Annotated in this window: 11 protein-coding genes; 4 read left to right on the top strand and 7 right to left on the bottom strand. The window is 71.0% G+C overall.

Annotation, left to right across the window (positions count from 1 at the left end; genetic code table 11):
* The first annotated feature begins 127 nt into the window (after positions 1-127).
* Positions 128-3,136, top strand: a complete 3,009-nt coding sequence (locus tag ACZ607_RS11665; protein WP_469734214.1) for a 3-keto-alpha-glucoside-1,2-lyase-like domain-containing protein — start codon at positions 128-130, stop codon at positions 3,134-3,136.
* Between the two features lie 3 nt (positions 3,137-3,139).
* On the opposite strand, the gene ACZ607_RS11670 is transcribed toward ACZ607_RS11665, so the two are convergent.
* Complete coding sequence (locus ACZ607_RS11670; protein ID WP_469734216.1) at positions 3,140-3,829, bottom strand: haloacid dehalogenase type II; 690 nt, start codon at positions 3,827-3,829, stop codon at positions 3,140-3,142.
* Between the two features lie 106 nt (positions 3,830-3,935).
* Positions 3,936-4,697 (bottom strand): hypothetical protein, encoded by a 762-nt coding sequence (locus ACZ607_RS11675; protein ID WP_469734218.1) that lies wholly within the window; start codon positions 4,695-4,697, stop codon positions 3,936-3,938.
* 312 nt (positions 4,698-5,009) lie between these two features.
* On the opposite strand from ACZ607_RS11675, the gene ACZ607_RS11680 reads away from it, so the two are divergent.
* The gene (locus ACZ607_RS11680) at positions 5,010-6,278 is read left to right on the top strand and encodes a ricin-type beta-trefoil lectin domain protein (RefSeq protein WP_469734220.1); all 1,269 of its coding nucleotides are present in this window, start codon (positions 5,010-5,012) and stop codon (positions 6,276-6,278) included.
* Positions 6,275-7,663, top strand: coding sequence for a lectin (locus ACZ607_RS11685; protein WP_469734222.1), 1,389 nt, complete (start codon positions 6,275-6,277; stop codon positions 7,661-7,663). Before ACZ607_RS11680 ends, ACZ607_RS11685 begins: the two co-directional genes overlap by 4 nt.
* A gap of 54 nt (positions 7,664-7,717) precedes the next feature.
* Here the strand turns inward: ACZ607_RS11685 and ACZ607_RS11690 are convergent, their stop codons facing one another.
* From ACZ607_RS11690 to ACZ607_RS11705, 4 genes are all read right to left on the bottom strand, one after another.
* On the bottom strand, positions 7,718-9,541 hold the full coding sequence (locus ACZ607_RS11690; protein WP_469734225.1) for a glycoside hydrolase family 2 protein: 1,824 nt from the start codon (positions 9,539-9,541) through the stop codon (positions 7,718-7,720).
* Between the two features lie 77 nt (positions 9,542-9,618).
* On the bottom strand, positions 9,619-10,518 hold the full coding sequence (locus ACZ607_RS11695) for a carbohydrate ABC transporter permease (RefSeq protein ID WP_469734227.1): 900 nt from the start codon (positions 10,516-10,518) through the stop codon (positions 9,619-9,621).
* A gap of 3 nt (positions 10,519-10,521) precedes the next feature.
* Positions 10,522-11,454, bottom strand: a complete 933-nt coding sequence (locus tag ACZ607_RS11700; protein ID WP_469734229.1) for a carbohydrate ABC transporter permease — start codon at positions 11,452-11,454, stop codon at positions 10,522-10,524.
* A 22-nt stretch (positions 11,455-11,476) separates the two neighbouring features.
* Positions 11,477-12,847: an extracellular solute-binding protein gene (locus ACZ607_RS11705; RefSeq protein ID WP_469734231.1), complete on the bottom strand. Its 1,371-nt coding sequence runs from the start codon at positions 12,845-12,847 to the stop codon at positions 11,477-11,479.
* A 272-nt stretch (positions 12,848-13,119) separates the two neighbouring features.
* On the opposite strand from ACZ607_RS11705, the gene ACZ607_RS11710 reads away from it, so the two are divergent.
* Entirely contained in the window at positions 13,120-14,214 is a 1,095-nt protein-coding gene (locus ACZ607_RS11710; protein WP_469734233.1) for a LacI family DNA-binding transcriptional regulator, read from the top strand.
* Here ACZ607_RS11710 and ACZ607_RS11715 read toward each other — a convergent pair.
* The gene (locus ACZ607_RS11715) at positions 14,163-14,966 is read right to left on the bottom strand and encodes a sulfite exporter TauE/SafE family protein (protein ID WP_469734235.1); all 804 of its coding nucleotides are present in this window, start codon (positions 14,964-14,966) and stop codon (positions 14,163-14,165) included. The two genes, ACZ607_RS11710 and ACZ607_RS11715, sit on opposite strands and share 52 nt — an antisense overlap.
* Positions 14,967-15,047: the final 81 nt, after the last annotated feature.

The raw sequence follows: 15,047 nt of genomic DNA on the forward strand, positions 1-15,047 counted from the left end.
CTCGCAGATGACAAAGTATGGACTTCTCCAGCAGAAGTCCCCTACCGTGGCGGCGCCACCGTAGGCCCGGTGCAAGTTCGCGGATCAGTACAGCCCGACCGGAGTGCGACCCCCTGCTGGAGGACCCATGCATCCACGGCTGTTCCCACGTGCTCGAAGAGAGCTCACCGCCCTGCTCGTCGGAGGACTGCTCGCGGGAGGTGTCTGGGCCGGCCACCCGGCCGCCGCCGCGCCCGACGACATCCCGCCCCAGGAACCCGGCGTCACCCTGCGCGTCTTCGACACCCAGGTGCCGCTCAGCGCCCTGTGCACGCTCAAGCCGGGCCAGACGCCCAACCACGACAAGCTGATGCCCACCGTGGACTGGTCGACGACGGCCGACTTCGGAGGCTTCGCCGACAACTTCGTGGCCGAGGCCTCCGGCTATCTGGTCGTCCCCGAGGACGGGACGTACACCTTCCGCCTCAACAGCGACGACGGCTCCCGGCTCACCATCGACGACCGGGAGGTCATCGACCACGACGGACTGCACGGCGCCGAACCCAAGGACGGATCCGCCCAGCTCACCGCCGGCTCCCATCCGTTCCGCGTCGACTACTTCGAACGCGGCGGCGACCAGCAGCTCACACTCGCCTGGAAGCCCCCGGGCGCGGACGGCTTCGCCGTCGTCCCGCAGGATGCCCTGAGCACCGACGCCGGGGTCGTGCGGGTCACCGCGCCGGGACGCAAGGAGTGCGAATCGGGCGCGGACAGCCCCGGTGACGGACTGCCGCTCGCCGATGTGCGCCCCGACCTCGACCTGACCGACCTGCGCCCGGACGGCTTCGAACCGCAGGTCACCGGCATGGACTGGCTGCCCGACGGGCGACTGGCGCTCTCCACCTGGGGCGGCTCCGAGAACGTGACCGGCGAGGTGTACCTCCTCGACCACGTCACCGGGGACACGAGCCGCGACAAGGTGACCGTGACCAAGGTCGCCGAGGGCCTGCGCGAGCCGATGGGCATCAAGTACGTCGACGGCTCGCTGTACGTCTCGCAGAAGCACGAGCTGACACAACTCGTCGACACGGACAAGGACTTCGTCACCGACGAGTACCGCACCGTCGCCACCTGGCCGTACGGCGGGAACTTCCACGAGTTCGCCTTCGGGCTGCTCTACCGCGACGGCTACTTCTACGTGAACCTGTCCGTCGCCATCGACTACGGCGGGGCCACCACCACACCGCAGCTGGTGAAGGGGCGCGGCACGACGTACAAGGTCAACAGGAAGACCGGCAAGATCCACGCCATCGCGGGCGGCCTGCGCACCCCGAACGGGATCGGCTGGGGCCCCGGCGACTCGATCTTCACCACCGACAACCAGGGCGGCTGGCTGCCCGCGTCGAAGCTCGTCCAGATCAAGCAGGACCGCTTCTTCAACCACTACACCCAGCCCTCGGGCCAGTTCGACGGCAAGCCCGTCACCCAGCCTGTGCTCTGGCTGCCGCAGAACGAGATCGCCAACTCGCCCAGCACGCCGCTGTATCTGAAGGAGGGCACCTTCGCCGGCCAGATGCTGTTCGGCGACGTCACCTACGGCGGGCTCCAGCGCGGCTATCTGGAGAAGGTGAAGGGCCAGTACCAGGGCGCCGTGTTCCGCTACACCCAGGGACTCGAAGCCGGGGTCAACCGCATCACCATGGGTCCCGACGGGGCGATATACACCGGCGGTCTCGGGGCCGACGGCAACTGGGGCCAGGAAGGCAAACTCAGGTTCGGCCTCCAGAAGCTCACCCCCAACGGCGGCAACCCCTTCGACATCAAGGAGATGCGGGCCGTCCCCGGCGGCTTCGACCTGGAGTACACCCAGCCGCTGTCGGAGGCCACCGCGCAGGAGCTGACGTCCCGCTACCGGGCGGAGCAGTGGCGCTACACCCCCACCTCCGACTACGGCGGCCCGAAGATCGCCGAGGAGCAGCTCGCCGTGAGCTCGGCGACCCTCTCCGAGGACGGCCGCACCGTGCGGCTGCGCCTCGACGGGCTCAAGCCCGACCGGGTCGTGCACCTGCGCTCACCGCGCCCCTTCGCCTCCGAGTCGGGCGAGACGCTGTGGAGCACCGAGGCCTGGTACACGCTCAACGTCCTGCCGGGGAAGCAGCCGCCGCCGGCCACGCTGTACGAGGCGGAGGAGGCGAAGCTCACCGGCAAGGCCGGCATCCGCACCGACCACGCCGGCTACTCGGGCAGCGGTTTCGTCGACCGTTACGCCACGGAGGGCCAGGTCGCCACGACCTTCGAGGTGACGGCCCCCAGGGCCGGCGACTACGACGTGAACCTGCGGTACTCCAACGGCCCCGACCCCTTCCGGGGCACCAAGTCCCTCTCCCTCCACGTCAACGGGAAGAAGCTGCGACAGACGAAACTCGCCTCGACGGGCACCTGGGACGACTGGTCGACGCAGACCGAACGGGTCCGTCTGCACGCGGGGCCCAACACGCTCTCGTACCGCTTCGACCCCGGTGACACCGGCCATGTCAACCTCGACCTGATCACCGTGCGCCCGCACGGGGATCCCGTGCCCCTCTTCGACGGGACCACCGCATCCCAGGCGCAGTGGCAGCACACGGACGGACGGCGCGTCGAATGGCCCCTGGCCGCCGAGCGGTCGATGGAGGTGTGCTGCGGAGACATCCGTACGAAGGACGCCTACCAGGACTTCAAGCTGCACCTGGAGTTCCGGGTACCGCTGCTGCCGGACGACGTGACCGGACAGGACCGGGGCAACAGCGGCATCTATCTCCAGGACCGCTACGAGCTCCAGATCCTCGACTCGTACGGCGACACCACCCCCGCCACGAACGAGGCCGGGGCGATCTACGAGAAGAGGGCGCCCGACGTCAACGCGGCCACCGCCCCGGAGACCTGGCAGACGTACGACGTCACGTTCCGGGCGGCGCGCTTCGACGACGGCGGCCGGAAGACCGCCGACGCCCGGGTGACGGTGGTGTGGAACGGCAAGAAGGTCCACGACGACATCACGATCGACGGACCGACCGGCGCGGGTGCGCCGGAAGGACCCTCGGCCGGGGCGATCCGTCTCCAGGACCACGGCAACACGGTGCGGTTCCGGGACATCCGGATCGAACCGCTGGGTTAGGGCTCAGGCACGGCCGAGGCGGTCGGCCAGGCCGGCCAGATCGTCGGCGTACAGATCGAACCGGTCCGAGGGAGCGGGCGGGTCGCCGACGGGGCGGGCGACGTAGGCGGTGCGCAGGCCGAGGGCCTGCGCACCGCGCAGGTCCCAGGCGTGGCTCGCGACCATCAGGAGGCGCTCCGGCGGTCGTCCGGAGACGGTGACGGCCAGCCGGTAGACCGCTGGGTCCGGCTTGTAGGTCCGGGCGTCCTCGGCGGACAGGGCCTGGTGCCAGCGCAGTCCGGCGTGGGCGTTGAGTCCGAGCAGTGCCGTCCGGCTCGCGTTGGAGAGCCCGATCAACGGGAATGCTCCGGCGAGCCGGGCGAGCCCTGCCAGGGTGTCGGGCCACGGCGGAAGTCTGCGAGCCGAAAGGGCCAGCGCGGCCACGGCGGACGGGTCGTCGACCCCTACGGCGTCGGCGACGCGCCGAGCCGCTTCCAGGTCGAGGACGTCGCTCGGACAGTAGGGCCGGACACCGTCGAGGACGCGGCGCTGCTCGCGCCCGATGTGCTCCTGCCACAGCGACAGAAGCTGCTCGACCACGGGATCGGCGAGCGAGGGGGCGAGCGCACGAAGGCCGGCGCGGATACCGGTGGGTTCGTCGACGAGTGTGCCGAGCACGTCGAACACGAGGGCATCGATCTCTGGCTCCGACATGGGATGAGGTCTCCGGGACGAGGCAGGGGGTGCGAGCGGGAGTGGCTTCTGGCCGAACACGGCGGGGGCCCGCCGGATTCCCCGCGGTGGCCGGTCGCGCCGCGCGTCAGGCCGCCGGGGCCTCCGACGCGCGCCAGGCGGATGTGAGCCCCTCCAGCCATGCCGGGGGCAGTTCCGCACGCTCCCACTCCTCCCGGAGCGCTTCCGGCGCGGCGGTGAGGCGTTCGAGCACGGCGATGCTCGTGGGGGAGTGGAGGAGGGAGTAGCGGCCGTGGACGGCGATGCGGCTGCCCGGCCCGTACCGCGCGTACAGCCGCTCCAGCCGTTGCCGGTGGAAGTCGGTGAACCGCTCCAGCTGTCCGGCGTACACGACCCGGCCCACGACGCTCATCGTGCCGAGCACCGCGGTCAGCACCTCGTCCGACACCTCGGGGTCGAGGTCCGAGGTGCCGCTGAACGCGAGGTAGAGCGGCGTCACCGCGACCTTCGCACGCTCCACGTCCACCCGCCCGACGAGGTGATGCCCTGCTGCCGCGCCCCCTGCCGAGCCGGCCGCGGCGCCGATGGCGCGTTCGAGCGCGCGCTCGGCGACGCGGAGGAGTTCGTCCCCCACCGCACGGGCGCCGTCGTGCCAGCCGGCGTCGTACGGTCCCCCGGCGCCGGCCGGGGCGCTCCGGGCCTTCCCCGTCTCGCTGTGCGCGTCCACGACCGCGCCGGCCTCGACGAGCGCGATCAGCTCTTCGGCCTCGCCCCGGAACACTCCCGCGCGGCCGAGGAGCTCGAAGAGGGTGTTCTTCGCGTTCAGGACGCTGGCGGGGTCCAGCGGGGGCCGGCCCATCTCGGCGGTGTCGATCGTGTCCCTCCTCATACGTCCGTGCTCCGGTGTTCACCATAGTTCGGGTGGGCGGTGCGCGGCGGGTGCTGCGGGGGCGTCGGTGTGCTGATCACCGGAGCCGCTCGGACGCGGGTTCCTCCGGTCTATACCAAACCCTTGACACACTCCGTGTTCATTCCTTATATCAAGGGGTGAAGTAAGTGCCGTAAGTGCTTCCACCTCTTCGCCCCTCCCTCTCCGCTCATGTTCGGGGGCGTACGGGGAGTGTTCGATGTGGTGCCCGCCCGACTCGCTCGGATCTGACATGCGCGCGTCAGTCCATCACACTCCCGGAAGGGAGAAGGCATGAGTTCCCCACGCTCGCCCAGACGTCTGGTTCTGTCCCTCGTCATGGCGCTCGGCCTCGCCTCACTGGCCGCCGTCCCGGCGCAGAGCGCACCGGCGCCGGTGACCCCGCCCGCCACCGCGGCAGCGGCGGCCGTCACGTTCTCGGACGACTTCGACGGCCCGGCCGGATCGGCCGTCAACGGCTCGAAGTGGCAGATCGAGACCGGCGACAACGTCAACAACCACGAACGGCAGTACTACACGGCGGGCAGCAACAACGCCGCCCTCGACGGCCAGGGCAATCTCGTCATCACCGCCCGCAAGAACAACCCCGGCAACTACCAGTGCTGGTACGGGCGGTGTGAATACACCTCCGCCCGGCTGAACACGGCCGGCAAGTTCACCACCACGTACGGCCGGGTGGAGGCCCGGATGAAGATCCCGCGCGGGCAGGGCATCTGGCCCGCCTTCTGGATGCTCGGCAACGACATCGGCCAGGTGGGCTGGCCCAACAGCGGTGAGATCGACATCATGGAGAACGTCGGCTTCGAACCCGGCACCGTCCATGGCACCCTGCACGGCCCCGGCTACTCGGGCAGCGGCGGCATCGGCGCCGGCTACAGCCTGCCCGGCGGGCAGGCGTTCGCCGACGCGTTCCACACCTTCGCCGTCGACTGGAGCCCGAACTCCATCACCTGGACCGTCGACGGCACCGTCTACCAGCGGCGCACCCCCGCCGACCTGGGCGGACGGCAGTGGGTCTTCGACAAGCCGTTCTTCGTGATCCTCAACCTGGCGGTCGGCGGCTACTGGCCCGGCGACCCCGACGCGAGCACGTCCTTCCCGCAGCAGCTCCTCGTCGACTACGTCCGGGTCAGCTCCGACAGCGGCCAGCCGGGCGGCGGGGGAGGACCCATCACGGGTCTTGCGGGCAAGTGTGTGGATGTGGCCGCCGGTTCGGCTGCGAACGGTACGGCGGTGCAGTTGTACGACTGCAACGGGACGGCCGCGCAGCAGTGGACGGTGGGTGGTGACGGGACGATCCGGGCGCTGGGGAAGTGTCTGGATGTGGCGTCGGGTGGTACGGCCGACGGTACGAAGGTGCAGCTGTGGGACTGCAATGGTTCGGCCGCGCAGCAGTGGGCGACACCGGCGGCGCGGGACATCGTGAACCCCCAGGCGGACAAGTGCCTCGACGTGAGCGGGGCGAACACCGCCAACGGCACCCGCTTGCAGATCGCGACCTGCACCGGCGTCCCCGCCCAGAAGTGGACGGTGACCCGATGACCGCGAGACCCATGGCGAGACCCGGCGTACGGGGACTGCTGGGCGCGGTGGCCGCGACCGCCGCCCTGCTCACCGGCCTGACCGCCACACCCGCGAACGGCGCCGCGACGGCCACCGGCCAGATCACGGGTCTTGCGGGCAAGTGTGTGGATGTGGCCGCCGGTTCGGCTGCGAACGGTACGGCGGTGCAGTTGTACGACTGCAACGGGACGGCCGCGCAGCAGTGGACGGTGGGTGGTGACGGGACGATCCGGGCGCTGGGGAAGTGTCTGGATGTGGCGTCGGGTGGTACGGCCGACGGTACGAAGGTGCAGTTGTGGGACTGCAATGGTTCGGCCGCGCAGCAGTGGGCGACGCCGGCGGCGCGGGACATCGTGAACCCCCAGGCGGACAAGTGCCTCGACGTGAGCGGTGGAACCAGCGCCAACGGATCGCGGCTGCAGATCTGGACCTGCACCGGCGCCGCCAACCAGAAGTGGACCGCGCCGAGCGCGGGCGGCGGGACCCCCGGACCGGGAGCCATGGCCGTGGCCCCGTACCTCTACAACGGGTGGGGCAGCCCGCCCAGCCCGACCACCGTCATGAACGCGACCGGGGTCAAGTGGTTCACCCTGGCCTTCGTCCTCAGCAACGGCTACTGCAACCCGCAGTGGGACGGCGGCCGTCCGCTGACCGGCGGCGTCGACCAGCAGACCGTCAACACCGTGCGCGCGGCCGGCGGCGACGTCATCCCGTCCTTCGGGGGCTGGAGCGGCAACAAGCTGGAGAGCTCCTGCTCCAGCGCGGGTGAGCTGGCCGCCGCGTACCAGAAGGTCATCAACGCGTACGGGCTCAAGGCCATCGACATCGACATCGAGGCCGCGGCGTACGACAGCCCGGCCGTCCAGCAGCGGACGGTCGACGCGCTGAAGACCGTGCGGGCGAACAACCCCGGGATCAAGGTGTACGTCACCTTCGGCACCGGGCAGAACGGCCCCGACTCCAGTCTGATCAGCAAGGCCGCGGCCTCCGGGCTCACGGTCGACAGCTGGACGATCATGCCGTTCAACTTCGGCGGGGCGGGCCAGAACATGGGCCAGCTCACCGTCCGCGCGGCCGAAGGCCTCAAGACGGCCGTGAAGAACGCCTACGGCTACTCGGACGACCAGGCCTACCGGCACACGGGGATCTCGTCGATGAACGGCATCACCGACAACAACGAGACCGTGACCGTGGCCGACTTCCGGACCATCCTCGCCTACGCCCAGCAGCGCCACCTCGCACGGCTGACCTTCTGGTCCGTCAACCGCGACCGGCCCTGCACCGGCGGCGGGGCCGACACCTGCTCGGGAGTCTCCCAGCAGCCGTGGGACTTCACCCGGGTCCTCGCCGCCTACTCGGGCTGAGGCCCGGCACCCGGTCCCTCGCGGCGCGTGTCACCGCGAGGGACCGGGTGTGTGTCAGCGGCCGTCCTGCTCCTCGATGGCCGCGGGGCGCGCCTGGGCGGCGCGGACGCGTTCCACGTCGAGCTTGGTGGTGCGGTCGAAGCGGTAGATCCCGTTCTCCTCCTGGAAGACGTCGGTCAGCTGCGTGTAGCAGTAGCCGAACATCGCGGGGTCCTGCAGCAGCACACCGGTGAGACCGCTGAAGCGCGCGTGGAACTCGTCCTCGTTGCGCACCCGCTCGCCGTAGCCCCAGGAGACGGTGCGGTCCTCGCCGGACAGCTCGGCGGCGGCCTCCGGGTTCCACCAGATCCCGCCGAACTCACTGACGAAGTACGGCTGGCCCCGGTACGGCTGGGAGTAGGCGGCCCCGTTCTCGTAGGCGTTGACGAACGGCTCGCCCTTGGCCAGACCGGACATCAGCTGCCGGAAGACGGCCGGGTCCTGCTCGTAGTTGTGGGCGTCGTAGATGTCGGTCTCCGTGACCCGGTGGGCGTATCCGGAGGAGTCGATCACGGGCCGGGTGGTGTCCAGGGCCTTGGTGGCCAGGAACATGGCCCGGGTGACGTCGTCGAGCACGGTGATGCGGTCGTGCAGCTTCTGGTACGTCTCGTTGAGCGGGCACCAGCCGACGATCGAGGGGTGGGAGTAGTCGCGCTCCACCGCTTCGAGCCACTGCCCGACGTAGGAGGCGTCGGGCTGCTGGTTGTTCCCCGACGAACCACCCGTCTCGCAGCCCCAGTCGCCGAACTCGCCCCAGACCAGGTAGCCCAGCCGGTCCGCGTGGTACAGGAAACGCTCCTCGAAGACCTTCTGGTGCAGCCGGGCCCCGTTGAAGCCGGCCTCCATCGCGAGCTCGATGTCGCGGACCAGCGCCTCGTCGGTGGGCGCGGTCATCAGCCCGTCCGGGTACCAGCCCTGGTCGAGCACCAGCCGCTGGAAGAGCGGGCGGCCGTTGAGGGTGACCGCCTTGCCCCGCAGCCCGACGGCCCGCAGCCCGGCGTAGCTCTCCACCGAGTCGACCACCACGCCCTGACCGTCGATGAGTTCGAGCTTCAGGCCGTACAGGTGCGGGTCGTCCGGACCCCACTCCCGGCGCCGCTCCCCGGGCACCGGCAGGTGGAGACGGGGTGCGAGGTCGAGGTCGGCGCGGGCCTCGGCCCGGGACACCTCCCCGTCCCCGTCGCTCAGGACGGCGCGCACCCGGTGGCCCGGCAGACCGGCGGAGAGCGGGAGTTCCAGGTGGAACGCGGAACCGGCCAGGTCAGGGGTGATCCGCGGGCGCCTCAGGTGCGCCTCGTGGACGGGCTCCAGCCACACGGTCTGCCAGATGCCGGTGACGCGCGTGTAGTTGCAGTCGTGGTTGGCGTACTTGATCGCCTGCTTGCCCCGGGCCTGCGGGCCGGAGCGGGGGTCGCGGGCCCGGACGGTGATGACCACGTCCCGTCCGGAGCCCGCGATGTCGCCCAGGTCGGCGGAGAACGGGGTGAAGCCACCGCGGTGGCGTGCCACCTCGACGCCGTCCGCCCAGACGGTCGTGTCGTGGTCGACGGCCCCGAAGTGCAGCAGGACCCGGCGTCCCGCCCAGTCGGCGGGCAGCGACAGGACCCGCCGGTACCAGACGGCCTCCAGGAAGTCGGTGTCGCCGATCCCGGACAGCTCGGACTCGGGCGGGAAGGGGACGAGGATCTCCCCGCCCAGCTCACGGGCGAGCAGACCGCGTTCGAGGCCGCTGTCCCCCCGGTCGGTCTCGAACTGCCAGGGGCCGTTCAGGTTGAGCCAGTCGCGACGGACGAACTGCGGTCGCGGGTACTCCGGGCGGGGTACGGAGTGAGAGGGCACGCGTGCTCCAGTGGGTCGTCGGGCCGGCGACGGACGGCAGGCCCGGGTGGTACGGGGTGGAAAGAGGGATGGGCGGTTCAGGATCCGCCGAGTCCGGTGGTGGCCACCGAACTGACGATGCGGCGCTGGAAGAGCAGGAACACCACGACCAGCGGCAGCGCCGCCAGCAGTGCCGACGCCATGGCCTGGGCGTACTGGATGCCGAAGGCGTCCTTCACGGTGGCCAGTCCGACCGGCAGTGTCATCAGACCGGGGTCGTTGGTGACGATGAACGGCCACAGGAAGTTGTTCCACGCGCCGATGAACACGAAGATCGAGACGGCGGCGACGATCGGCCGGGACAGCGGCAGCACGACCGACCAGAAGACACGCACCTCGGAGGCGCCGTCGAGCCGGGCCGCGTCCTCCAGCTCCCCGGGGATCCCGTCGAAGAACCGCTTCAGGATGAACACCATCATCGGCGCCACCACCTGCGGCAGGATCACCGCGGCATAGGTGTCCACCAGGTTGAACGTCAGCATCTGCTCGAACAGCGGCACGACGAGCAGCTGCGGAGGGACCATCACGGCCGCCACGGTCGCGGCGAGCAGCACACGGCGGCCGCGGAAGGTCCCGCGCGAGAAGCCGTAGGCCGCCAGCGTGGAGATCGCGACGGTGATCAGCGTGACCAGCCCGGCCACCAGGAAGCTGTTGGCCGCCCAGAGCAGCACGTTCCCGCGTTCGAGGATCTGTTCGTACGCGGACAGGGTGAAGGCACCCTTGAACGGTGACAGGCCGGGCTTGGAGACGTCCTGCTCACTCTGGAGCGAGGTGGCGACCGCCCAGAGGAACGGCACCAGCCAGACGGCCGCCAGCACGGTGAGCGCGGTACCGGCCAGGACGCGGGGGAGGCGGCCGTGGCCGAGGAGCAGGGGGGATCCGGCCGAGTCCCTGGGTGGGCGGCGCCGGGTCCGCACGGTGGTTGCGGTGGTGGACATCGGTCAGTCCTCCTGGCGGAAGAGACGGAGCTGCGCGAGCGAGACGACGATGACGAGGGCGAAGAAGACGTACGAGACCGCGGAGGCGTAGCCCAGCCGGTAGCCGGTGAACCCGACGTCGTAGACGTACTCGAGGAGGGGGCGGGTCGAACCGTTGGGGCCGCCCTTGGTGAGGATGTAGATCTGGTCGAACACCTTCAGCGAGGCGAGGATCTGGAGCATGCCGACCAGGACGGTGGTCCTGCGCAGCTGCGGGAGGGTGACGGACCACAGACGCCGCCAGGCGCCGGCACCGTCGAGTGCGGCGGCCTCGTCGTACGTCGCCGGCAGGGACTGCAGCGCGGCGAGGTAGAGCAGGAAGTTGAAGCCGACCGTCCACCACACCGTGAGCGCGGCCACCGACCACATCGCGACGGACTCGTCGGAGAGCCAGCCGACGGGTTCGAGCCCGAGGGCCCCGAGCAGTTCGTTGCCGAGGCCCACGTCCGGCTGGTAGAGCCAGGTCCAGATCAGGGTCACGACGGTCACCGGCAGCAGGTAGGGCACGAAGAAGGACAGCCGCCACACCCACTGGCCGGCCAGTCCGCTGTGCACCAGGAGCGCCATGACGAGGGCGACCAGCACCAGGGGGACGCTGGAGATGACGGTGAAGAAGACGGTGTTGCCGAGGCTGCTCCAGACGTCGGGGTCGCCGAACGCCTCGGCGTAGTTGTCGAACCCGATGAACTGCGTGTCGCGCAGGGTCAGGGAGCTGTCGGTGAGGCTCATCCAGAGGCCCTGGACCACGGGCCAGACGAGGAAGAGGACGAAGGGGACCGCGAAGGGCAGCACGAAGAGCAGCCCGGGCCCGCGCCGCCGGGAGCGGCCCGGGGGAGCCGCGGCGGGGGGCCGTTCGCCGGCGGGCGCGGGGGCGCCGAGGGGCGTGGTGGTGGTCACGTCGGTAACTCCTTCTGCTCGGTCAGGCCACCGGGTTGGGCTGCCGCAGCAGCGTGTTCGCCTCACGGACCATCTGCCGTACGGCCTTCTCGGCGGAGGTGTTGCCCAGCAGCGCCGACTGGAGCGGCTGGCACATGCGGTTCTGGAAGTTCGACGCCGCGCCGGCGAACCAGTTCGGCGGATCCAGGACCGCCACCTTCCCGGCGTCGGCGTAGGAGGCCTGCGGCTTCAGCTCCGCGTACTCCGGCCGGGCGAGGACGGGCTGATAGGCGGGGATGTGCCCGGCGCTCGCCCACGTCAGGCTCTGCTTGAGGATCTGCGCGACGTAACGGTGCGCCTCCCGGCGGCGTGCCGGGTCGGGGCTGTCCTGGTGCGGCAGGACGAAGCTGTGGGAGTCGGTGTAGACGGCGGGGCGGTCGAACACCTGGGGGAAGGGGGCCGCTCCCAGCTTGATGCCGGACTTCTGGAGCGTCGGCAGCTCCCATTCGCCGAGCATGGCCATCCCGCCCCGGCCGCCCATGAATCCGGCCAGCGCGCTGTTGTAGTCCAGGTTGTTGGGGTTGGTCTTCCCGTCGAAGAGCTGCTGCATGAACGACACGACCCGGACCGCCGCGTCGGTGTCGATCTCGGCCGGACCGCCGTCCGGCAGCGTGAACGCGGCCCCGGTCTGCGCGTAGAGCGCGGCGAACTGCCGCCAGCTCTGGGCGGTGTCGGTGACATGGCCGAAGAGGATGCCGGACTTCCCCGTCGCCTCGGCCAGGGCCTTGCCCGCGTCCAGGAACGCCTTCGGCGAGCCCATCGGGGCGAGTTCGCCCTTCGCGTCGAGGAGCCCCGCCTTCGCGGCGGCGTCCTGGTCGTAGAAGACGATGAAGGGGTGGACGTCCAACGGGATCGCGTAGACCGTCCCCCGGTGCTTCGTACGCGACCAGACAGCCGGCGTGAAGTCCTTCTCGGTCACACCGAACTCGGCGAGCAGATCCAGGTCGAAGGGGTCCAGCAGCCCGCCGGGCGCGTAACCGGCCAGTCGCGACAGGTGCAGGACCGCCACGTCGGAGGCCCGTCCGCCCGCGGCCGACATGGCGAGCTTGGTGTAGTACGAGGGCCCCCAGTCGAGGATCGTACGGTCGACCTCGAAGCCGTCGGGGCCCTCGGAGACGGCCTTGATCATGTCGTCCATGAGCATGCCGTCACCGCCCTGGAACAGGTCCCAGACGCTGAGTGCCGAGGCGCCGGAGGCGGAGGCCAGGGAGGAGCAGCCGGCCAGGGGGCCCATGGCGAGCAGGGCGCCCGCCCCGGCTGTTCCGTAACGCAGGAACCGGCGTCGGCCGATCCCGGGTGCCGGGCCGGAGCCGGGCGCGGCCGACGCCTCACGGGCGGGGGACGAAGAACTCATCACGGACCTTTCGACGGCCGGACGCTCATGCCGGATCGGCGGTGGACCGCCCGGCGTGGACGGTCCACCGCACACGGCAGGTGGGTGGCCGCACTGGCTGAAACGGTGCGGTCACATGTTTTTACATCGATGTACATTGGCTGTAAAGAGTTCGGACGGTACGGGTGTTCGAGACCTCCGGAAGCCCACCCCGCGTGAGTCCGGAAGCCCCCGCAGACCCCCGGAGGGCCGGGACATAGACTCGGCACCGCACGAGGGCAGGGAGGTCGGCCGTGGCACGGCCCAGGATCAAGGACGTCGCACGGCACGCCGGGGTGTCGGAGAAGACCGTCTCCAACGTGATCAACGATTACGTCCATGTCTCCGAGCGGACCCGGCGCGTGGTCCGCGAGGCCATCGAGGACCTCGGGTACCGGGTGAACCTGGCCGGACGGCATCTGCGGAAGGGCCGTACGGGCATCATCGCCCTGGTGGTCCCCGAGCTGGACGTCCCGTACTTCGCCGAGCTCGCCCGGCATGTGATCCGCGAGGCGGAGCAGCTCTCCCTCACGGTGCTCATCCACCAGAGCGGGGCGGACCGGGAGCACGAGCTGGCCGCCCTCGCCGGCTTCGGCTCCGACTTCGTCGACGGGATCATCCTCAGCCCGCTCGCGCTCACGGCGGACGACCTCCGCCAGCGCGCGGGTGTTCCTCCGACGGTGCTGCTGGGCGAGTTGCTGGAGGAGGGCGCCGACCATGTGGCCATCGACAACGAGAAGGCCGCGCGCCAGGCCACCGAGCACCTGATCGGCCTGGGCCGCCGGAACATCCTCGCGGTCGGCGGGCACGAGGCCCCCGGCCTCGGGACGGCCGAGGCCCGTACGCGCGGCTACCTCGCCGCCCTCGCCGAGGCGGGTCTCACCCACCACCCGGAGTCCCTGCTGGCAGTGGACGACTTCAGGATGCCGGACGGGGCCCGGGCGGTGGCAGGGGCCCTGGACGCCGGTCTGCGTCCGGACGCGCTGCTGTGCCTCAACGACCAGCTGGCGCTGGGGGCGTTGCGCGCGCTGCACGAGCACGGCCTCCGGGTGCCCGAGGACGTCGCGGTGATCGGCTTCGACGATGTGGAGGGGGGCCGGTTCAGCGTGCCGACGCTGAGCACCGTGGCGCCCGACAAGGCCGCGGTGGCCAGGGTCGCCGTCCAGCTCCTGCACCACCGCATCGAGGAGGCCGCGCGGTCCCCGCAGCCGGACGGATCCGGCGAGCCCGGCGTCCAGTCACCCCAGGACCGCGTGGTGGCGCACCGCCTCGTCCTGCGCGAGAGCACGGAGGGCCCTCAAGCTCCGCACAGCATCGCGGCGGTCACGGCCGTGAGCAGCCCGATGTAGCTCCACGCGTGGACGCGGTCGGGGATCCGCGGCGGGCGCCGGCGCAGCACCGCGATCACCGGCAGGGCCCCGAGGAGCAGTGCGGCCGCGGCCCGGAGGTCGACCAGACCCAGCAGGTGTACGTGCGCCTCCGTGGCGGCGGGGACGGCGGCGGTCCCCAGGGACACCGCGGTGGCCGGAAGCGCGATGGCGAGGGTGAGGGGATTGGCCAGGGCGGTCGCCACGTGCATGGGGTGACCGGCCCGCCGCATCGCAGGGACCGTCATCACGCTGCCCCCGACCCCGAGGAACGCGGCCACGGCGCCGACCGGTGCGCCGAGGACGGCCGGCAGCGGCCGGGGAGCGCCCGCGCCCGGGCCGCCCCGGACGGCGGGGCGCAGGAAGCCGGGGCGCAGCAGCAGATCGGCGACGGTGAGGGCGACATAGGCGACGAACGCCCAGCGCACCGGACCGGCCGGCGCGAGGCGCGTGGCGAGCGCGCCCGCCGAGGCGCCCACCGCCAGGAGGGCCAGCAGCGGACGGCTGTCCCGGAGTGCGGCGAGCACCCGTCGCGGGGTGACCACCGTGGCGAAGCCCGCGTTCACCAGCATCACCAGGGCCGAGGTGGCCGTGGCCACCCGCATCGCGTCCCCGCCGAGCGCGGCGTCGGCCCCGGCCACGACCGGCACCGCGACGAAGCCGCCGCCGAACCCGAACAGCACCGTCGTCACCCCGGTGAGGAGCCCGACCCCTGCCAGCGTCACCATGTCCATGCGCCCCACCCCACCAGGTCCGGCAGGCGTCCCGCATGCGATGGTCGGCACACTTCTTTCGTGACCCGGCCACTACCCTGG

This window comes from Streptomyces sp. NPDC104381 (genome assembly GCF_055583745.1).

Excerpts from the sequence above, each read along its gene's own strand:
- ACZ607_RS11665 (WP_469734214.1), top strand. The coding sequence starts at position 128 with ATGCATCCACGGCTGTTCCCACGTGCTCGAAGAGAGCTCACCGCCCTG.
- ACZ607_RS11670 (WP_469734216.1), bottom strand. The coding sequence starts at position 3,829 with ATGTCGGAGCCAGAGATCGATGCCCTCGTGTTCGACGTGCTCGGCACA.
- ACZ607_RS11675 (WP_469734218.1), bottom strand. The coding sequence starts at position 4,697 with ATGAGGAGGGACACGATCGACACCGCCGAGATGGGCCGGCCCCCGCTG.
- ACZ607_RS11680 (WP_469734220.1), top strand. The coding sequence starts at position 5,010 with ATGAGTTCCCCACGCTCGCCCAGACGTCTGGTTCTGTCCCTCGTCATG.
- ACZ607_RS11685 (WP_469734222.1), top strand. The coding sequence starts at position 6,275 with ATGACCGCGAGACCCATGGCGAGACCCGGCGTACGGGGACTGCTGGGC.
- ACZ607_RS11695 (WP_469734227.1), bottom strand. The coding sequence starts at position 10,518 with ATGTCCACCACCGCAACCACCGTGCGGACCCGGCGCCGCCCACCCAGG.
- ACZ607_RS11705 (WP_469734231.1), bottom strand. The coding sequence starts at position 12,847 with ATGAGTTCTTCGTCCCCCGCCCGTGAGGCGTCGGCCGCGCCCGGCTCC.
- ACZ607_RS11715 (WP_469734235.1), bottom strand. The coding sequence starts at position 14,966 with ATGGACATGGTGACGCTGGCAGGGGTCGGGCTCCTCACCGGGGTGACG.